20 protein-coding genes are annotated in these 19,764 nt (G+C 65.8%); 14 read left to right on the forward strand and 6 right to left on the reverse strand.

What is annotated here, in order from left to right:
- Positions 1-86: 86 nt before the first annotated feature.
- Complete coding sequence (locus ASD22_RS04400; RefSeq protein WP_056079386.1) at positions 87-1,415, forward strand: sorbosone dehydrogenase family protein; 1,329 nt, start codon at positions 87-89, stop codon at positions 1,413-1,415.
- A 26-nt stretch (positions 1,416-1,441) separates the two neighbouring features.
- Entirely contained in the window at positions 1,442-2,320 is an 879-nt protein-coding gene (locus ASD22_RS04405; protein WP_082520114.1) for a formate/nitrite transporter family protein, read from the forward strand.
- 229 nt (positions 2,321-2,549) lie between these two features.
- Here ASD22_RS04405 and ASD22_RS04410 read toward each other — a convergent pair whose 3' ends face one another.
- Positions 2,550-3,626, reverse strand: a complete 1,077-nt coding sequence (locus ASD22_RS04410) for a LacI family DNA-binding transcriptional regulator (RefSeq protein WP_235577518.1) — start codon at positions 3,624-3,626, stop codon at positions 2,550-2,552.
- A gap of 375 nt (positions 3,627-4,001) precedes the next feature.
- On the opposite strand from ASD22_RS04410, the gene ASD22_RS04415 reads away from it, so the two are divergent.
- The 10 genes from ASD22_RS04415 to ASD22_RS04460 all read left to right on the forward strand — a co-directional run bounded on the left by ASD22_RS04415 (position 4,002) and on the right by ASD22_RS04460 (position 14,218).
- Positions 4,002-5,195, forward strand: coding sequence for a Gfo/Idh/MocA family oxidoreductase (locus tag ASD22_RS04415; RefSeq protein WP_056079392.1), 1,194 nt, complete (start codon positions 4,002-4,004; stop codon positions 5,193-5,195).
- Entirely contained in the window at positions 5,192-6,433 is a 1,242-nt protein-coding gene (locus ASD22_RS04420) for a nucleoside permease (protein ID WP_082520115.1), read from the forward strand. Before ASD22_RS04415 ends, ASD22_RS04420 begins: the two co-directional genes overlap by 4 nt.
- On the forward strand, positions 6,430-7,320 hold the full coding sequence (locus ASD22_RS04425; protein WP_056079401.1) for a sugar phosphate isomerase/epimerase: 891 nt from the start codon (positions 6,430-6,432) through the stop codon (positions 7,318-7,320). The genes ASD22_RS04420 and ASD22_RS04425 overlap by 4 nt, the downstream gene beginning before the upstream one ends.
- A 42-nt stretch (positions 7,321-7,362) precedes the next feature.
- Positions 7,363-9,054 carry a GMC family oxidoreductase gene (locus ASD22_RS04430; RefSeq protein ID WP_056079404.1) on the forward strand — a complete coding sequence of 564 codons (1,692 nt, stop codon included), beginning with the start codon at positions 7,363-7,365 and terminating at the stop codon, positions 9,052-9,054.
- Between the two features lie 11 nt (positions 9,055-9,065).
- Positions 9,066-9,653, forward strand: a complete 588-nt coding sequence (locus ASD22_RS04435) for a gluconate 2-dehydrogenase subunit 3 family protein (protein ID WP_056079406.1) — start codon at positions 9,066-9,068, stop codon at positions 9,651-9,653.
- A 3-nt stretch (positions 9,654-9,656) separates the two neighbouring features.
- Positions 9,657-10,718, forward strand: a complete 1,062-nt coding sequence (locus ASD22_RS04440) for a sugar phosphate isomerase/epimerase (RefSeq protein WP_056079409.1) — start codon at positions 9,657-9,659, stop codon at positions 10,716-10,718.
- Complete coding sequence (locus ASD22_RS04445) at positions 10,715-11,617, forward strand: TIM barrel protein (protein ID WP_056079412.1); 903 nt, start codon at positions 10,715-10,717, stop codon at positions 11,615-11,617. The genes ASD22_RS04440 and ASD22_RS04445 overlap by 4 nt, the downstream gene beginning before the upstream one ends.
- A gap of 23 nt (positions 11,618-11,640) precedes the next feature.
- Positions 11,641-12,423 carry a DUF1080 domain-containing protein gene (locus ASD22_RS04450; protein ID WP_056079415.1) on the forward strand — a complete coding sequence of 261 codons (783 nt, stop codon included), beginning with the start codon at positions 11,641-11,643 and terminating at the stop codon, positions 12,421-12,423.
- Positions 12,424-12,527: 104 nt separating this feature from the next.
- On the forward strand, positions 12,528-13,454 hold the full coding sequence (locus tag ASD22_RS04455; RefSeq protein WP_056079418.1) for an ABC transporter ATP-binding protein: 927 nt from the start codon (positions 12,528-12,530) through the stop codon (positions 13,452-13,454).
- Complete coding sequence (locus ASD22_RS04460) at positions 13,451-14,218, forward strand: ABC transporter permease (RefSeq protein WP_056079421.1); 768 nt, start codon at positions 13,451-13,453, stop codon at positions 14,216-14,218. The genes ASD22_RS04455 and ASD22_RS04460 overlap by 4 nt, the downstream gene beginning before the upstream one ends.
- Before the next feature lie 69 nt (positions 14,219-14,287).
- Here ASD22_RS04460 and ASD22_RS04465 read toward each other — a convergent pair whose 3' ends face one another.
- From ASD22_RS04465 to ASD22_RS04475, 3 genes are all read right to left on the reverse strand, one after another.
- On the reverse strand, positions 14,288-14,584 hold the full coding sequence (locus tag ASD22_RS04465) for a BrnA antitoxin family protein (RefSeq protein ID WP_082520116.1): 297 nt from the start codon (positions 14,582-14,584) through the stop codon (positions 14,288-14,290).
- A complete protein-coding gene (locus ASD22_RS04470; protein ID WP_056079426.1) occupies positions 14,568-14,852 on the reverse strand; it encodes a BrnT family toxin in 285 nt (94 codons plus the stop codon). Before ASD22_RS04470 ends, ASD22_RS04465 begins: the two co-directional genes overlap by 17 nt.
- A gap of 115 nt (positions 14,853-14,967) precedes the next feature.
- Positions 14,968-15,402 (reverse strand): MarR family winged helix-turn-helix transcriptional regulator, encoded by a 435-nt coding sequence (locus ASD22_RS04475; protein WP_235577519.1) that lies wholly within the window; start codon positions 15,400-15,402, stop codon positions 14,968-14,970.
- Between the two features lie 104 nt (positions 15,403-15,506).
- Here ASD22_RS04475 and ASD22_RS04480 point away from each other — a divergent pair, with 104 nt between their 5' ends.
- Complete coding sequence (locus tag ASD22_RS04480) at positions 15,507-17,027, forward strand: FAD-dependent oxidoreductase (protein ID WP_156458940.1); 1,521 nt, start codon at positions 15,507-15,509, stop codon at positions 17,025-17,027.
- A 61-nt stretch (positions 17,028-17,088) separates the two neighbouring features.
- On the opposite strand, the gene ASD22_RS04485 is transcribed toward ASD22_RS04480, so the two are convergent.
- Together ASD22_RS04485 and ASD22_RS04490 are read right to left on the reverse strand one after the other, a co-directional pair.
- Positions 17,089-17,508, reverse strand: a complete 420-nt coding sequence (locus ASD22_RS04485) for a heme-binding protein (protein ID WP_056079434.1) — start codon at positions 17,506-17,508, stop codon at positions 17,089-17,091.
- A 22-nt stretch (positions 17,509-17,530) separates the two neighbouring features.
- Complete coding sequence (locus tag ASD22_RS04490) at positions 17,531-18,544, reverse strand: zinc-binding alcohol dehydrogenase family protein (protein ID WP_056079438.1); 1,014 nt, start codon at positions 18,542-18,544, stop codon at positions 17,531-17,533.
- Positions 18,545-18,641: 97 nt separating this feature from the next.
- On the opposite strand from ASD22_RS04490, the gene ASD22_RS04495 reads away from it, so the two are divergent.
- Entirely contained in the window at positions 18,642-19,613 is a 972-nt protein-coding gene (locus ASD22_RS04495; protein WP_056079441.1) for a LysR family transcriptional regulator, read from the forward strand.
- Positions 19,614-19,764: the final 151 nt, after the last annotated feature.

A 19,764-nucleotide genomic window follows, 5' to 3' on the forward strand; every position in this document is an offset into this window, starting at 1 on the left:
ATGAGGGCGCTCTTGGCGACCCGCTATTCACACCCGCTTGCCTACCCACGGTATGCACTGCGCTTTACGTGCCCCGGAGCGATGCCATGCGCCACGCATTCGCCATAGCCTTCATCGCCCTCGCCCCACTCGCCCTCGCCAGCTGCGGCGAGTCAGCCCGGTTGACCGTGCATCAAGGCATGGGCCCGAACCCGCAACTGCCGCCGCCGCACAAAACCCTGATTCCCACCACCAACACCGCCAAGGCGATTGGCTGGTCCACCCATGAACACCCCATCGCTGCGCCGGGCCTGACGGTCCACGCCTTTGCCCGCGATCTGGATCATCCCCGCTGGCTCTACACACTGCCCAACGGCGACGTGCTGGTGGCGGAAACCAACGCGCCCCCCAGACCCGACGACAGCAAGGGCATCAAGGGCTGGGTCGCCAGGCTGATCATGGCCGGCGCCGGCGCCGGCGTCCCCAGCGCCAACCGCATCACCCTGCTGCGCGACGCCGATGGCGATGGCGTCGCCGAGACGCGCAGCGTCTTCCTGCAGCATCTCAACTCCCCGTTCGGCATGGCATTGGTGGGCGATACCTTCTACGTCGCCGACACCGACGCGTTGCTGGCCTTTCCGTACCGCGCCGGTGAAACAAGCATCGCCGCGCCGCGCCGCAGGGTGATCGATCTCCCCGCCGGCACCATCAACCACCACTGGACCAAGAACGTCATCGCCAGCCAGGACGGCCGCAAGCTCTACGTCACCGTGGGCTCCAACAGCAACGTGGGCGAGAACGGCCTGGCCGTGGAAAAGGATCGCGCGCGCATCCTCGAAGTGGACATCGCCAGCGGCAAGGCGCGCGCATTCGCCACCGGCCTGCGCAACCCCAACGGCATGGGCTGGCAGCCGCAAAGCGGCGCGCTGTGGACGGCGGTCAACGAACGCGATGAACTGGGCAGCGACCTGGTACCCGATTACATGACCTCGGTGAAGGACGGCGGTTTCTACGGCTGGCCCTTCAGCTACTACGGCCAGCACGTCGATACGCGGGTGAAGCCGCAGAACCCCGCGGTGGTGGCTTCGGCGCTCGTGCCCGACTACGCGCTGGGTCCGCACACCGCCTCGCTGGGCCTGATGTTCTACCGCGGCCAGTTGCTGGGTGCGCACTATCGCAACGGCGCATTCGTGGGCCAGCACGGCTCGTGGAACCGCCGGCCGCGCAGCGGTTACAAGGTCATTTTCGTGCCGTTCGCCAACGGTGAGCCCGCCGGCCCGGCGCAGGACGTGTTGACGGGATTTCTCGACAGCGAAGGCCGCGCGCGCGGCCGGCCGGTCGGTGTGGCGGAGGATGCGAAAGGCGCCCTGCTGGTGGCCGATGACGTCGGCAACACGGTGTGGCGCGTAACACCGGCTCGAACCGGCGCCGATTGAGCGCCCGTCCCGCCGCGGAGCGCGCCATGAACGACAACAAGCATCGACTCGCCACCGACGCCACCCCGGACGATCACCAGACTGCCGACGAGAAGGACGGCTTCTCCCTTTCCACCGAAGAAAAGCATGACGTGGAGGAGAAGCAGCCGCCCCGCGCCGCCGTGCTGCACGAAACGATCCGGCTGCAGGGCGAGGAGGAATTGGGCCGCAGCATCCCGGCGCTGGGCTGGTCGGCGTTGGCGGCGGGTTTGTCGATGGGCTTTTCCATGCTGGCGCGCGGCCTGCTGCATCGCCATCTCGGCGACGCACCCGGCGCCTTCCTGATCGAAAGCCTGGGCTATCCGCTCGGCTTTCTGGTGGTGATCCTGGCGCGGCAGCAACTGTTCACCGAGAACACGATGACGGCCGTGCTGCCGCTGATGACCCATCCGGACCTGGCCAAGCTCGCTTCGCTGCTGCGGCTGTGGTCGGTGGTTTTCGTGGGCAACATCATCGGCACCGCCCTGTTTGCCTACGGCATCCTGCACATGCCCGTGTTCGACCATGCCACGCACGAGGCCCTGGTCGGCATCGGCGCCGAGGTGATGGCCAACTCGCCGGGGCAGATGTTCTCCAAGGGCATCCTCGCCGGCTGGCTCATCGCCACCATGGTATGGCTGGTGCCCGCTGCCGAGCAGGCGCGGATCACCGTCATCGTGCTCACCACCTACCTGATCGCGCTGGGCGGGTTCACCCACATCATCGTGGGCTCGGTGGAGGTGCTGTACCTGGTGTTCAGCGGCGGCGCCGGGTTCGGCGACTATGTCTTCCACTTCGGCCTGCCGACCCTGCTGGGCAACATCGTGGGCGGCAGCTGCATCTTTGCCTTGATCAGCCACGCGCAGGTGCGCGGCGACGAGGCTTGAGCGCTGCGTCATCGCACAGCCTTGAGACGCCATTCAAAACGCGGTGGAAACTCACCCTCTCACCGTTCTCCCTGAGCGTCGGCCGCGCAGCGGCCAGAGTCGAAGGGCACGCCTCGTGAACTTTCCCGCATCACTTCGACTTCGCCGCCCTGCGGGCGGCTACGCTCAGTGTGATCGGAGGAGGAGTTCGCTGCTCCAAGGGCCTTAAAAATCCAGCCCTCTCCGATCGTCACTTCCGCTTTCGCGGCGACGGTGGCGCCGTCGAACCGCGCACCACCAGATCCGCCGACAGCACCCGCTTGCGCGGCGGCACCTCGGGATCGGCAAGCAACTCGATCAGCATCGCCATGGCCTCGCGCCCCAACGCATTCTTGGGTTGCGCGACGGTGGTCAGCGCGGGCGAGGTGTAACGCGCGAAACGGATGTCGTCGAAACCCACCACCGAAACGTCCTCCGGCACGCGCAACCCGTGCGAACTCAACGCGCGCATGGCGCCGATCGCCATTTCGTCGTTGGAGCAGAACACCGCGCTGAACGACTGCCCTTGCGACAGCAGCAACTCGACGGCGCGCTCGCCGGCCTCGATCGAAAAATCGCCGCTGACCATCAACGCGGGATCGACGGCGAGCTTCGCCCGCTGCAACGCCAGCCGGTAGCCCTTCTCGCGGTCCACGCAGATCGGGCTCGACGGCGGGCCGGCGACGAAGGCGATCTGGCGATGCCCCAGCATCACCAGGTAATCGACGGCGGCGCCCGCGGCGGCGACGTTGTCCACGTAGACGCTGGAAATCTGCTTGTCCTTCACGTACTCGCAGGCGTTGACCACCGGCAGCCGGCCCGGCATGGGAATCTTCGGCACGCGGTGCGACATGGTGATGATGCCGTCGGCCTGGCGCGCGGCGACCATGTCGGCATACGCCTGCTCGCGCACCAGGCTGCTCTGGGTTTCGCCCAGCAATACCGAGTAGCCGCTCTCGTGCGCTACCTGCTCGATGCCGCGGATCACCTCGGAGAAAAAGGGATTGGCGATGTCCGGCAGCAACGCCACGATCAGTCGCGTCCGTGCCGTGCGCAGGTTGCGTGCCAGCGCATTGGGCGTGTAGCCCACGCGTTTGACCACCTCCTGGATGCGCAGGCGCGTGGTCTCGTTGACCACCTCGGGCCGCTGCAATGCCCGCGACACCGTCGCCACTGAAACGTTGGCGATGGCGGCGATCTCCTTGATCGTCCTCACCCGCGCGGGCGTCGCGGCCGCGCGAGTTGCGCTGGCGGTGGATCGCTTGCCTCTGGATCCTTCCGAACTCACGGTCTGCCACCTCCTCGTCGACGCTGCGCCGCACGATAGCACCCGCCTGGCCAACCAACGCGCCATGCGGGGCGCTTCCCAACCCGTCCCCAGCAATTTTTGTGCAACGCAATGTAATGGATTACATCCAACAGTTGCGCGGGCATTTGCGCATCTGTTACACAGCTTGCCACGTATTCCGACGTTTTTTGCATATTCGCCTTGCAACGCCGACTGAGGGAAGCCGGGTAAATCCGTCGTTTCCCGCCATCATGTAATCGAATACATCGCATGCGGCAGCCATGCCGCCGGAGGGGAGATGGCAAGCCAGCCCGTATCGAGCGGCACCCACGCAATGGCAGGCGCAAACGACGCGCCGGACCGCGAGGCATCCGCATGAAGGCCCTCGGCATGGCCCTGGTCGGGCCAGGCTTCATCGCCGCGCATCACATCGATGCCGTGCGCCGGCTGGGCAATGTCGAGGTCGTGGGCCTTGCCGGTTCCAGTCTGGCCTCGGCGCAGAAGCGGGCACGCGAGCTTGGCGTTGGACATGCCTACACGGACTACCACGAGTTGCTGGCCGACCCGGCCGTGCAGGTCGTCCACAACACCACGCCCAATCACCTGCACCGGGAGATCTCGCTGGCGGCCTTGCGCGCCGGCAAGCATGTGATCTCCGACAAGCCGCTGGCCAGCAACCTGCAGGAAAGCCGCGAACTGCACGAGGCCGCGCGCGACGCCGGTGTGGCGCACGTGGTCACGTTCAACTACCGCAGCCATGCGCTGGTGCAACAGGCGCGCGCCATGATCGCCAAGGGCAAATTGGGGGCACCTGTATTCGTGCATGGCTGCTACCTGCAGGACTGGCTGACCGACGACACGACCTATTCGTGGCGCCTCGATCCCAAGCGCGGCGGCGCCAGTTCCGCGCTGGGCGACATCGGCTCGCACTGGTGCGACCTGGCCGAACACGTCACCGGCGCGCGCATCACCGCGGTGCTGGCCGACCTTTACACGGCGGTGCCGGTGCGCCATGTGGCGGCGGCACCGACGCGCGCTTTCGCCAAGGCAAAAGCGGCACCGCGGCGCGACGTGAAGATCACCAGCGAGGACACCGCCAGCGTGTTGCTGCGTTTCGACAACGGCGCCCGCGGCTGCGTCACCGTGGGCCAGGTGCTGCCCGGCCACAAGAACGATCTCCGACTGGAAGTGAATGGCCGCCTCGCCTCGCTGGCATGGCGCCAGGAGAACCCCAACGAGCTGTGGATCGGCCACCACGACCGCGCCAACGCCGTGCTGTCGCGTGATCCGGCGTTGCTCGACTCGGCCGCACGCGGCTACGCACACCTGCCCGCCGGCCATCCGGAAGCGTGGAGCGACGCCTTCCGCAACCTGATCGCCGATGCCTACGCCTGGATCCGCAAGGGCGGCACGCCGCAGACGAAACCGGCCGCGTTGCCGACCTTCGCCGACGGCTACCGCAACGCGCTGGTGATCGATGCCATGCTCAAGAGCCATGCCGCGGGCGGCGCATGGCAAAACGTGGAAGACGACCGCGAACCACCACGCAAAAGGGGAGTACGGAAATGAAGTGGCGCCTTCGCTTGATGATGCTTTTCCAATACGCGATCTGGGGTGCGTGGTACGTCACCGTGGGCACCTGGCTGGGCCAGACGCTGCATTTCAGCGGCACGGAGATCGGCGCCATCGCCGGCACCACGGCGATCGGCGCGATGATCTCGCCGCTGTTCGCCGGCCTGTTGGCGGACCGCTGGTTCGACACCCGCCGCGTGCTGGTCGCCCTGCAGGTGCTGGGTGCCGCGCTGCTGGTGTTCGCGGCGCAACAGCAGGCATTCGGCGTGCTCTACGTCACGCTGCTGCTCTACAGCCTCTGCTACATGCCGACCCTGGCGCTGACGACCTCGCTGGCGATGCGGCACATCGATGATCCGCGCGAGGAGTTCGGCGCCATCCGTGTGTTCGGCTCGATCGGCTGGATCGTGGTCGGCCTGGTCGTCGGCGCCGCCGGCATCGAGGCCACCGCATCGCCGCTGTATTTGGCGGCCGGGCTGTCGCTGGCGATGGCGGGCTATTGCCTCACCCTTCCCGCCACCCCGCCGCTGGCCGGCAACAAGCGTTTCGAGCTGCGCCAGGCGCTGCCGCTGGAAGCCCTGCATCTGCTGCGTGGGCGCTCGATGGCGGTGTTCGCCCTCGCCTCGTTCCTGATCTGCATCCCGCTGCAGTTCTATTACGCGTTCACCAACCTGTTTCTCAACGAAGTGGGCGTGGTCAACGCGGCCGGCAAGATGACCGGCGGGCAGATGTCGGAAATCCTCTGCATGCTGCTGATCCCCTGGTTCTTCCGCCGCCTGGGCGTGAAGTACATGCTGGCAGTAGGCATGCTGGCCTGGGTAGTGCGCTACGTGATGTTCGCCTTCGGCACACCGGACGAGCTGATGTGGATGTTGTGGCTGGGCATCATTCTGCACGGCATCTGCTTCGACTTTTTCTTCGTGGTCGGCCAGATCTACATCGACCGCGAGGCGCCGCCCGCCCTGCGCGCGGCCACCCAGGGCCTGATCACCTTCATCACCTATGGCCTGGGCATGTTCGTGGGTTCGTGGTTGTCCGGGCTGGCCGTCGATGCCTATGCCGCGACGGACGCCCAGGGCACCGTCGCGCATCAATGGCGTCCGATCTGGCTGACCGCCGCCGGCTTCGCCGCCGCCGTGCTGGTGCTGTTCGTGCTGCTGTTCAAGGACCGCGAACGCGCCGCGGACCCCGACCTTTCCCACCTCGACCTGGCCACCCGGGAGAAAACCCCATGACGATGACCCGCAGGCAGTTCCTGTCCCGCTCGGCGCTTTGCGGCACCGCTGCATTTCTGGCCACCAGCACCGCCGGCAGGGCATTCGCCGCCGCCGCGCAGGGCAAGCCGATGGGCATCCAGCTCTACATGATCCTCAAGGCCTATCAGGACGATCCGGTCGGCGCGCTGAAAACACTCAAGGAAATCGGCTACACCGAGATCGAGGCCATCATCACCAGCACCGCCGCCACCCTGCGCGGCCAGCTGGACGCCACCGGCCTGCGCTGCCCCAGCCTGCACTTCGACGGCATCGGTTTCGAGCCGGGCATCGAGGCGGCGCACACGCTGGGCGCGCAGTACATCGTCAGCAGCATGCTGCCGGCGATCATGCAGAAAGAGCTGGCCGCCAAGGGCAAGCATGGCGAGCAGGACTATTCACTCGACGGCGCCAAACGCACCGCGGAATACGCCAATCGCCTGGGCGAAAAAGCGAAGCAGGCGGGCCTGCAGTATGCGTATCACAACCACCACCTGGAATTTTCCGATGTGGGCGGCGGCCAGACGTTCTACGACGTGCTGCTGAAGGAAACCCGGCACGACCTGGTGAAGTTCGAACTGGACTGCGGCTGGGTCCACGTCGGCGGCAAGAACCCCGCGGATTACTTCAAGGCCAACCCCGGCCGCATGCCGCTGATGCACGCCAAGGATTTCCTGCCCGGCGCCGGCAACGGGAACTACCCGGGTTCCGAACTGGGCCGCGGCACGCTCGACTACCAGCCGATCATGGCCGCGGCGGACAGCGCCGGGTTGAAGCATTGCTTCGTCGAGCAGGAAGGCCCGTTCTCGCGCATCAGCCAGCTCGACGCCGCGCGCATCGACTACGACTACCTGCGTCCGTGGCGCTGAGCGCCCACCTTTCCGTCTGATCGCCTTTTCCCCGGGGGCTCCATGAACAACCACATCTACGACGCCATCGTCATCGGCACCGGCATCAGCGGCGGCTGGGCCGCCAAGGAACTGACCGAGAAAGGACTCAAGACCCTGGTACTGGACCGCGGCCGCATGGTCGAGCACGGCGACTACCCCACGGCGATGAAGGCACCGTGGGAGCTGCCCTACGCCGACGAGCCCACGCAGGAAGATATCCGCCGACATCCGGTCCACACGCGCCCCTCCTTCTACGGCATCAAGCAATCCACCAAGCACTGGTTCGTCGACGACCTCGACAACCCGTACGAGGAAACCAGGCCGTTCGACTGGTTCCGCGGCTACCAGGTCGGCGGCCGCTCGCTGATGTGGGGCCGGCAGAGCTACCGCTTCAGCCCGATGGATTTCGAGGCCAACGGCAAGGATGGCGTGGGCGTGGACTGGCCCATCCGCTATGACGACCTGGCGCCCTGGTACGACTACGTCGAGGAGTTCATCGGCGTCAGCGGCGACACCGATCATCTGGCGCAACTGCCCGATGGCCAGTACCTGCCGCCGATGGAGCTCAACGCCGTCGAGAAGGACTTCCGCGAGAAGCTGGCCAGCAAGCTGGGGCGCAGGCTGATCATCGGCCGCACCGCCAACCTGTCCGCGCCGCTGAAGCACGACAAGAGCCCGCAACGCGCGCCCTGCCAATACCGCAACCTGTGCATGCGCGGCTGCCCGTACGGCGCCTATTTCAGCAGCAACTCGTCCACCCTGCCCTCGGCCCAGCGCACCGGCAACATGACCATGGTGGCCAACGCCATCGTGCACGAGCTGATCTACGACAACGCCAAGGGCAAGGCCACCGGCGTGCGCGTATTGAATGCCGAAACCGGCCAGCAGACCGACTACTTCGCGCGCATCATCTTCGTCTGCGCCTCCACCTTCGGCACCGCGCACCTGCTGCTCAACTCCACCTCCAGCCGCTTCCCCAACGGCTTCGGCAACGACAGCGGCGAGGTGGGCCACAACATCATGGACCATGTGTTCGGCAGCGGTGCCGGCGCCCTGGTGGATGGCCACGAGGACCGCTACTACACCGGCCGTCGCCCCAATGGTTTCTACATCCCCCGCTACCGCAACATCGGCAGCGACAAGCGCGACTACCTGCGCGGCTTCGGTTACCAGGGTGGCGCCAGCCGCCAGGACTGGACGCGACTGGTCGACCAACCGTTGCTTGGCGACGAGCTGAAACGCGCGGCCGAGGCGCCGGGCCCCTGGCGCATCGGGATGACCGGCTTCGGCGAGATGCTGCCGTCGCACAGCAACCACGTCACCCTGGATCGCAACCGCAAGGACAAATACGGCCTTCCCCTGCTCAACTTCGACGCCGCCCACGGCGAGAACGAAGTCCGCATGGAGAAGGACATCATGAACGACGCCGCCGAGATGCTCAGTGCCGCCGGCTACCGCAACGTGACGCCCTACAAGACCAAGGCGAACGTGGGTGCCGGCATCCACGAAATGGGCACCGCGCGCATGGGCCGCGACCCGAAGACCTCGGTGCTCAATGGCTGGAACCAGATGCACGCCTGCAAGAACGTCTTCGTCACCGACGGCTCCTGCATGGCCTCGTCCGCCTGCCAGAACCCGTCGCTGACCTACATGGCGCTGACGGCACGCGCGGCCAACCATGCCGTGGAAGAACTGAAGCGCGGCAACGTCTGAGGAGAAACGCCATGAATCGTCGCGAATGGTTGAAGTGCATGTCCGCGCTGGCGCTCAGCGCGGCAGGCGCGCCGTTGCTGGCCGTATTCGATGCGCATGCCGCCGCGCAAAAACCCGCCATCGGCCCCCGTTTTTTCAGCCCGCCGCAAGCGGACGTGGTGGCCGCCGTGGTCGACATCATCATCCCGCGCACCGATACCCCCGGCGCGCTGGACGCGGGCGTGCCGCGTTTCATCGCGCAGATGTTCCGGGACGTGTATTCCAAGGCGGAACAAGCGCGCTACCTGGGCGCACTGGCCGCATTTGAGCGCGCGGGCGGCACGCCGTTCCTGCAACTCGACGCCGCGCAGCGCAAGGCGCTGGTCACCCGGCTGCATGGCGAGGCGCTCGCCAGCGGCCGCCACATCGACCACAACTCCGCCGCGGCCTTCGTGCTGATGAGCAAGAAGCTGGCGATGCTGGGTTACTTCATGTCCGAACCCGGCTGCACGCAGGTGCTGCAGTACGTGGCCGTCCCCGGCGGCTACCAGGCCGATGTGCCCTTGTCCAAGGCGGGCAATGGCCGCGCCTGGGCTGTCGAAACCGTCTTGAGGCTCTGACCCATGAAAACACTCAAAGGCCCGGGCATCTTCCTGGCGCAATACGCGGGCAACTCCGCACCGTTCGACACCTTGCCCAACATCGCCCGCTGGGCGTCGTCGCTGGGTTTTGTCGGTGTGCAGATCCCCTCCAACGACACCCGCCTGTTCGACCTGGAGCAGGCCGCCGCCAGCAAGACGTATTGCGACGATATCGCCGGCATGCTGGCCGAACACGGGCTGGCAGTGACCGAGCTGTCCACGCATCTGCAGGGGCAGCTCGTGGCATCGCACCCGGCCTACGACGCATTGTTCGACGGCTTCGCCCCGCCCGCGCTGCGTGGCAACGTGGTCGGGCGCCAGGCGTGGGCGGTTGAGCAGCTCAAGCTGGCGGCGAAAGCCAGCAAGCACCTCGGCCTCACCGCGCACGCCACCTTCTCCGGCGCGCTGGCCTGGCATCTGTTCTATCCGTGGCCGCAACGTCCGGCCGGCTTGATCGAGCAGGCGTTTGCGGAACTGGGCAAGCGCTGGCGTCCAATCCTCGACGCGTTCGACGACGCTGGTGTGGACGTCTGTTTCGAACTGCATCCGGGCGAGGACCTGCACGACGGCGCCACGTTCGAGCGCTTCCTCGATGCGGTGGACCAGCATCCGCGCGCCAACATCCTCTACGACCCCAGCCACATGGTGCTGCAGCAGCTGGACTATCTCGCCTTCATCGACCTCTATCACGAGCGCATCCGCGCCTTCCACGTGAAGGACGCCGAGTTCCGCCCCAACGGCCGCTCGGGCGTCTATGGCGGCTACCAGAGCTGGATCGACCGCCCCGGCCGTTTCCGCTCGTTGGGCGACGGGCAGATCGACTTCCGCTCGATCTTCAGCAAGTTCGCGCAATACGGCTACCCGGGCTGGGCCGTACTGGAATGGGAGTGCTGCATCAAGGACGCCGAGCAAGGCGCGGCCGAAGGCGCGACGTTCATCCGCGAACACATCATCAAGGTCACCGGGCGCGCATTCGATGACTTCGCCGCAACCGGCGCCGACGCGGCGTTCAATCGCCGCGTGCTGGGGATGGACGCGTCATGACCGCCAGCGGCATCACCCGTCGCGATGCGCTGGCCTGGCTCGGCACTACCATCACGGCGCTGGGCGCCGCGCCATGGCTGGCCGCATCGGCCGACAGCGGGTCGCGCCCGCCCCGGTCGCAAAAGATGACGCCAGGGCGCCTGAAGCAGTCGCTGAGCCGCTGGACCTCGCAGGCGCCGCTGCCGGAATTGTGCCGGCGGCTCAAGGGAATCGGTTTTGCCGGCGTCGATCTGGTCTACGCGGACGAATGGGCGGTGGTCAACGACAGCGGCCTGGCCGTCACCATGGGCTACCCCGCCAAGCGCGACAATTTCCTCACCATGGGTTTCAACAACCCGGCCCATCACGCCGTGCTGCTGAAGGAACTGGAAGCCGCCATCCCGCTGGCCAAGCGCGCGGGCGTGACCAACCTGATCACGATGTTCGGCAACCGCCAGCCGGGCATCGATGAAGGCCACGCCATCGACAACTGCGTCGCCGGGCTTTCGAAGATCGCGCCGTATGCGGCCGAGCACGGCATCACGATCTGCGTGGAGCTACTGAACAGCAAGGTCGACCACCCCGGCTACCAGGGCGACAGCACGCGCTTCGGCGTGGCCGTGATGAAGGGCGTCGACTCACCCCACGTGAAGCTGCTCTACGACATCTACCACATGCAGATCATGGAGGGCGACGTGATCCGCACGATCCGCGACAACATCGCGTGGATCGGCCATTTCCACACCGCCGGCGTGCCGGGCCGCCACGAGATCGACGACACCCAGGAGCTCAACTACCACGCCATCGCCAAGGCGATCGCGGATCTGGGCTTCGACGGCTATCTCGCGCACGAATTCGTGCCGGCAGGGCCCGACCCGTTCGCCGCCTTCGCCGAGGCGGTCAGGGTGTGTACGGTCTGACTTCCCCAGTTTCGGAGCTGCCCATGACTTGGCGAACCGTGTTGATCTTCACCGCGCTGGCTACCGCCGCACCCTCTTTCGCCACTACCGCGGATCACCCGCCGACCGATCCCAAGGCCACCGAACAATGGCAGCCGGTGCCGAAGCTGGTGACACCGGGCGAGCACGACGCCGCACCGCCCTCGGATGCGATCGTGCTGTTCGACGGCCGCAACCTCGATCGATGGGAATCGGTCGACGACCATTCGCCGGCCCGCTGGAAAGTCCACGATGGCGTGCTGACGGTCAACAAGAACGCCGGCAACATCCAGACCCGGCAGCGGTTCAAGAACTATCAGCTGCACCTGGAATGGCAGGTGCCGGCGGATATCGCCGGCGAAGGCCAGGCGCGCGGCAACAGCGGCCTGTTCCTGGCCTCGACCGGGCCGGGCGACGCGGGCTACGAACTGCAAATCATGGATTCGTGGAAAAACCCCACCTACGTCAATGGCCAGGCCGCCAGCGTCTACAAACAGACGCCGCCGCTGGTGAACGCCATGCGTCCGCCGGGCGCATGGCAAACCTACGACGTCATCTGGACAGCACCGGTGTTCGCCGCCGACGGCACGCTCACCGCGCCGGCCTACGTCACCGTGCTTCACAACGGCGTGCTGGTGCAAAACCACACCGCGCTGACCGGCGAAACCGTCTACATCGGCAAGCCGGCCTACACGCCGTATACCGACGCGCCGATCAAGCTGCAGGCGCACGGCGATCCCTCGCTGCCCATCAGCTTCCGCAATATCTGGGTGCGTCCGCTGGATTGAGCGGTCGTTGCGGCCGCGTAGCGCCGCACAACGAAAAGCGAACAGCCCCAACGGCCGCAGTGTTTATACTCGGCCGCTTCGCATGCGACAGGAACACACGCACCGTGCAATCGATCATCGACGTGCGCCAGGTGACAAAAACCTACGCCTCGGGCTTCAGCGCGCTCAAGGGCATCGACCTGCAGATCCGCCGCGGCGAGATCTTCGCCCTGCTCGGCCCCAACGGCGCCGGCAAGACCACGCTCATCAGCATCATCTGCGGCATCGTGAACCCCAGCAGCGGCAACGTGCTGGCCGACGGGCACGACGTGGTGCGTGATTTCCGCGCCGCGCGCGAACGTATCGGCCTGGTGCCGCAGGAGCTCACCACCGACGCCTTCGAAACCGTGTGGGACACGGTCAGCTTCAGCCGTGCGCTGTTCGGCAAGCGGCCCAATCCGGCGCACATCGAGAAAGTGCTGCGTGACCTCTCGCTGTGGAACAAGAAAGACAGCAAGCTGATGACGCTGTCCGGCGGCATGAAGCGGCGCGTGATGATCGCCAAGGCGCTGTCGCACGAGCCGCCGATCCTGTTTCTGGACGAGCCCACCGCCGGCGTCGACGTGGAGTTGCGCCGCGACATGTGGGCGATGGTGCGCGCGCTGCGCGACACCGGCGTCACCATCATCCTCACCACGCACTACATCGACGAGGCCGAGGAAATGGCCGACCGCATCGGCGTGATCAACAAGGGTGAGCTGATCCTGGTCGAGGGCAAGGCCGAGCTGATGGAGAAGCTGGGCCGCAAGCAGCTAATCCTGCAACTGCAGGCGCCGATGACGGCGATTCCCGCCGCCCTGTCCGACTACCCGCTGACGCTGTCCGAGGATGGCCAGCAACTGGTCTACACCTTCGATGCCCAAGGCGAGAACACCGGCATCGACACGCTGCTGCGCCGCCTCGGCGAAGCGGGCATCGACTTCAAGGACCTGCAGACCCGCCAGAGTTCGCTGGAGGATATTTTCGTGAGCCTGGTGGAGGACCGCGCATGAAGTTCAACTGGCATGGCATGGGCGCGATCTACCGCTTCGAGATGGCCCGCACCCGCCGCACGCTGCTGCAGAGCATCGTCTCGCCGGTGATCTCCACCACGCTGTATTTCGTGGTGTTCGGCGCGGCAATGGGTTCGCACATGGGCGGCATCGATGGCGTCAGCTACGGCGCCTACATCGTGCCCGGGCTGATCATGCTGTCGCTGCTGACGCAGAGCATCTCCAACGCCTCGTTCGGCATCTACTTCCCCAAGTTCACCGGCACCATCTACGAGATCCTTTCCGCGCCGGTGTCGTACCTGGAGATCCTGGGCGGCTACGTGGGCGCGGCTGCCAGCAAGTCGGTGCTGCTGGGCTTGATCATCCTGGCCACCGCACGGCTGTTCGTGGACTTCGACGTCGCCCATCCGGTCTGGATGGTGGCGTTCCTGATCCTCACCTCGGTGACCTTCAGCCTGTTCGGTTTCATCATCGGCATCTGGGCCGACGGCTTCGAGAAACTGCAGCTCGTGCCGCTGCTGATCGTCACCCCGCTGACCTTCCTGGGCGGCAGCTTCTACTCGATCCACATCCTGCCGCCGCTATGGCAGAAGATCAGTCTGTTCAATCCGGTGGTCTACCTGATCAGCGGCTTCCGCTGGGCGTTTTACGGCGTATCGGACGTCAGCGTGGAAATCAGCATGGGCATGACGCTGCTGTTCCTGACGGCCTGCCTGGCCGGGGTGTGGTGGATATTCCGCACGGGGTATCGGTTGAAGGCCTGAAACGCGGGACCAGGCACAAGCTGACGCCGGTCTCGACACAAGCGGCAACAACGAAATGCCATCGGGTGTTCAACGCCGGTCCGACGTGTGCGCGGCGACGAAGCTGCGCAGCACGTCGTTGATCCGCGTCTGGTAACCCGCCCCCCCGTCCTTGAAGTAATCAAGCACGTCCCGGTCGATGCGCAGGGTCACCTGCGCCTTTGGCTCGGCGCGCGCGGGACGATGCGCCGCCCAGAACGCAGGCGACAGCGCCGGAATGTCGCTGTAGTCGATGGCCTCATCCGGCATGTCCGCGACGGCTTGCATGCGTTTGCGTTGCGCGGTGGCGAGCGGCTTAGGGTGTTTGGGATCAATTTTGTACTTCATGATAAATCGCTCGCTCGTAAGCGTTGGCCTTGCGGGCCGAAATGATGCGTGTGACCTCGCCGTGGACACCACGCACGGCGTGCACTACCACCAGCAGCACGGGATCCACCGAGCCGATGCTCAGCCAACGCTCCTCTCCGTACTCCTCGCGATCATCGAGCATGTCGATGCGGCCCGGATCGAGAAACACGCGTGCAGCCTCTTCAAACGCGATGCCGTGCTTGCGCAGATTCAAAGCCGCTTTGGCATCATCCCACTCGAAGTCCATTCCTTGGGCCCCATCATATGTAACTACCAAATGTAGTTACATATGATGGGGGAGTCAAACCCGGAGCATCGCTTTGTCACCCCGGTAAAAACCCACGCGCCGGCTCGCGATATGACTACGCCCGCCCCTTGCCCATCGTCTGTGCCTCGATATCGGTGGCAAACCGCTGCAGCAGATTCACCAGCGTGTCGACATCCGCTTCGCTCCATTCGGCGAAGAGCTTGCGCGCCATGCGTTCGCGCGCCGCATCCAGCGCATCGGTCATCGCCTTTCCCTTCGGGGTAACGGCGGCCGCACGCACGCGTGCATCGGTTTCGCTCGCCTGGCGTTGCACCAGACACAGTGTCTCCAATTTGGTGACTTGTCGGCTCACGGTGGTGTAGTCGCGCCCGGCCCGGCCGGCCAGATCGACGACGCCAATCGGGCCGAGCCGCTCGATCACCACCAGCAAGGGGAACAGTGCGCGGTCCAGCGCGATGCCGGCATCACGCACCAGTCGCTCATCGACCTCCGGCCGGTTCAGCACGCTGACCACGCTGATCAACGCCATGTGCAACGCACGCACGCGGGAGGATATATGTGCATCTTGCACATTTTTTCTGGAAGCCATACGATCCTCTATTCATGTGCATTTTGCACATATATGGAACCACGATGAACGTGTCGAACACCGATGTACTGATCTGCGGCGCCGGTGCCTCCGGCCTGACCCTGGCGATCGATCTTGCGCGGCGTGGTGTCAGCTTTCGCCTGATCGAGAAAAATAATGCGCCTTTCCACGGCTCACGCGGCAAGGGCATCCAGCCAAGGACACTGGAAGTCTTCGAGGATCTTGGCATCGTCGACCGCATCCACGCCAGCGGCGGCCCCTATCCGCTGATGCGCACCTACCGCGCGGACGGAAGCCATGACGATATCGCGCTGGGTCAGGAGATCGCGGCCGCCCCGGCCGAACCGCACGCCCTGCCGTGGATGCTGCCGCAATTCCTGACCGAACGGATCATGCGCGAGCGCCTGGCGGAGCTCGGGCATCAGGTGGCATTCGGCTGCGAACTGGTGGCGGTGCAGCAGGATGCGCAGGGGGTGATCGTCACGCTCGACGGCCCGCACGGTACGGAAAGCGTGCGCGCCCGCTATCTCGTCGGCGCCGATGGCGGCCGCAGTTTCGTGCGCCAGGCGCTGGGTATCGGTTTCCCCGGCAAGACCCTGGGCGTGCGCGCCATGGTGGCCGACGTCACCCTGCACGGCCTGGAACGGGATGCCTGGCATCGCTTCAACGACACAAACATGCCGCAACAGATCGCGATATGTCCGCTTGCCGGAACCGGGATGTTCCAGATCCAGGCACCGATCCCACTCGAAGGCGACGTCGACCTTTCCGTCGCCGGCCTCAACACCATGCTGGCGCAACGCACCGGGCGCAGCGACATCCACGTCAGCGAGGTGTCGTGGGCCTCCGCCTTCCACATGAACGCCCGGCTGGCCGACCGCTATCGCGTCGGCCGTGTTTTCCTGGTCGGCGACGCCGCCCACACGCATCCGCCCACCGGCGGCCAGGGCCTGAACACCAGTGTGCAGGATGCGTACAACCTCGGCTGGAAACTGGACGCCGTACTGGCCGGGGCGCCGGACGCCCTGCTGGACAGCTACGAGGAAGAACGCCGCCCCATCGCCGAAAGCGTGCTCGGCCTCTCGACGCGACTGCTCGATGCCGCCAAGCGCGGCGACAGCCGACGCGGCCGCGAAGTCCGCCAACTCGACCTCGGCTATCCCACTTCGTCACTGAGCCTGGAGGCACCGCAAAGATCGCATGGCCTGCAGCCGGGCGAGCGCGCACCCGACGCACCCATCCATCACGCCACCGGCCTGCCCACCCGCATCTTCGATCTGCTGCGGGGACCACACTGGACGCTGCTGGGCCAGGACGTCGACCGCGACTGCATGACGCCGCACCCGCAACTGCGCATCCACGTGTTCGGTGATCGCGGCGACGTGGTCGACACGCAGGGGCATTTCCGCGACGCGTATGGCGTGGCGTCGAACAGCTGGGTGCTGGTGCGGCCGGACGGGTACATCGGGGCTTTCATCGCGGGTGACGGGATCGATGCGCTGCATGCGTATTTGCAACGCTTTAGCATCGCGTTGGGGAAGATCGCAGACGCCACTCCAGCCTGAATTCCTCCGCGTCACCGCCTGTCCCGGTGGCGCGGCAACTCCCGCCGAAACCGCGAACGACTCAGGCGAGCAGTCCAAGCGCACGCAGCGCATCCTCGGCCGCTTCATGGTCTTGCACCGACGTGCCGCCGGAGATGCCGATGCCACCCGCGAGCTTGCCATCGAGCAAGATCGGCACGCCGCCGCCCACCGCCATCAGCCGCGGGTGCTGGCCCAACGGAGCCACCATCGGCTCGCTCATGTAGTGGTTCCATTGATGCGTGGACATGCCGAACGATGCGGCGGTCCATGCCTTGTCCATGGCCACCTCGGCGGTCAGGAACGGCGCCGCATCCGCACGTTCGAAGGCGCGCAGGTGACCGCCGGCATCGGTGATGGCAATGGTGGCCGCGAAGCCGCGCTGGGCACATGCCGAACGGGCATGGCCGAGCAATTCATGCGCGGCTTCCAGGCTGAGGATGGGATTGGTAGTTGCGTTCATGGCGATTCCTGGGGATGAAGAGTCAGCGGGCGGCAACGACAACTTTGCCGATCATGTTGCCGGCCTCGACCAGCGCATGCGCCTGGATCAGGCCAGCGGCATCGAGGCCATCGATACGTCGGGTGAGCGTGTGCACTACATCGCCGCGATCGACCAGTTCGGCCATGCGGCGCAGCAAGGCGTGCTGTCGGGCGATGGTGCGCGTGGTGAAGATCGGGCGCGTGTACATCAGCTCCCAATGGATCGAGATGGACTTGGTCTTGAACGGGCCGATGTCGAGCGCGACCGGATCGTCGATCAGCGCGAACTTGCCCTCCGCACGCATCACCGCGGCAATCTGCGGCACGTAGCTCGCGCTTTCATTGAGGCCCACCACGAAATCGACCTCCTTGATGCCCAGCGCCTGCAACTGCGGCGCCCACGGCTCGCGATGGTTGATGACGTGGTGGGCACCGTGCGCCAGTACCCACTCGCGCGTCTGGTCCCGCGAGGCGGTGCCGATGACGGTGACGCCAGTCAACCGACGCGCCAGCTGGGTCAGGGTGGAGCCCACGCCGCCGGCCGCACCCGTCACCAGCAACACGCTGTTCTCGGTGGGATCGGCTTCGTGGACGCGCAGGCGATCGAACAGCAGCTCCCACGCGGTGATGGCCGTCAGCGGCAGCGAAGCCGCTTCGGCGAAATCCAGCGACCGGGGCATCGGCCCCACGATGCGCTCGTCGACGGCCTGCAGTTCGCTGTTGCTGCCCAGCCGCGTGATGTCGCCCGCATACCAGACGCGATCGCCGGGCTTGAAGCGCGTGGCCAGCGGCCCCGTCGCCCGAACGATGCCCGCCGCATCCCAGCCGGGAATGCGCGGCGCGCCTTGCGGTACGTCGCCATGCGCGCGGATCTTGGTGTCCACCGGATTCACCGAGACGGCCTTCACTTCGACCAGAAGGTCGTGATCGCGCAACTCGGGTATGGCCAGTTCAACGTCCTGCAGGACGTCGGGGTGGTCGATCGGGAGGTTCCGGAAAAAGCCGACAGCTTTCATGGGCGTGCTCTAGGTGATCTGGAGGCGCCATTGTGTCGTTCTTCGTTTTTACGAGAAATAGGTTAATGTCAGTAACACTTACCGCATTTTAAAGAAAATGATCCGACTCGACGACATCCAGATCTTTGTGCAGACGGTCGAGGCGGAGAGCTTTTCCGAGGCCGCCCGCCGGCTCAATATCGCTCCCGGCTTTGCCAGCGCCGCAGTGCAACGGCTGGAGAAGGCGCTGAATACCCGGCTGTTCGTGCGCTCCACCCGCAGCATGCAGTTGTCGGCGGAGGGCGAACGCTATCTGCCGCATGCGCGCGCCATGCTCGATGCACGGTCGCAAGGCCAGCGTGCACTGGCCAGCGCGCAAGACAGCTTGTCCGGAAGCCTTCGCCTTTCGGTGCCTTCGGATTTCGGAAGGAACCTCCTGCTGGGCTGGCTCGACGAATTCCAGCACCAGCATCCGGCCCTGTCCCTGCACCTGCGGATGAGCGATCGCGCCGCCACCCTGACGCGCGAACCGCTGGATGCAGCCGTGCGCTACGGCGCGTTGTCGGATTCGTCGCTGGTCGCCATTCCGCTCGTCGAAAACAACCGGCGCGCGCTGTGCGCCGCGCCTTCCTACCTGGAGCGCGCAGGCAAGCCCGCTAACGTGGACGACCTCAGGCACCACAACTGCCTGCGCTTCGTGTGGAGCGAGCAACTCCACGAACGCTGGCTGTTCACCCTGCCCGGCGGCAACAAGACCGTGAGCGTCTCGGGCAATCGCATCAGCGACGACGCCGACACCGTGCGCCGCTGGGCGGTGGCCGGCGAGGGCCTGGTCTACAAATCCCGCATCGACCTCATTCCGGATCTGCGCGCCGGCCGCCTGGTCGAAATTTTCCCGCCAGCCCACTGCGAACCGTCACCGCTCAACCTCATCTGCGCCGACCGCTCGCGATTGACGCCGGCGATCACGCAACTGAAAACCTTCCTGCAAGCGCGCTGCGCAGGCCTGCTCGACGATTACTGGCAACACGTCGCAGCGAGCGCCGCCACCCGAAAAGGCAAGCCTCGCCGCGCTGCTCCACGTCGCTGACGAACGCCAGCCTGTGCCCCTCATCCCGGCGGCTCTCAACGGCCGAAGGGCCGGTCACGCCGGGATCCCCCACGCCACTGATCGCAAGGAACTGGATTTCTGTTTGCGCAGGACTGGGGGACAGAGAACGCTGATAGCCGCCGTCAACCGG

The sequence above is a fragment of the Rhodanobacter sp. Root480 genome (genome assembly GCF_001426645.1).
In the GTDB taxonomy this organism is placed as follows: domain Bacteria; phylum Pseudomonadota; class Gammaproteobacteria; order Xanthomonadales; family Rhodanobacteraceae; genus Rhodanobacter; species Rhodanobacter ginsenosidimutans.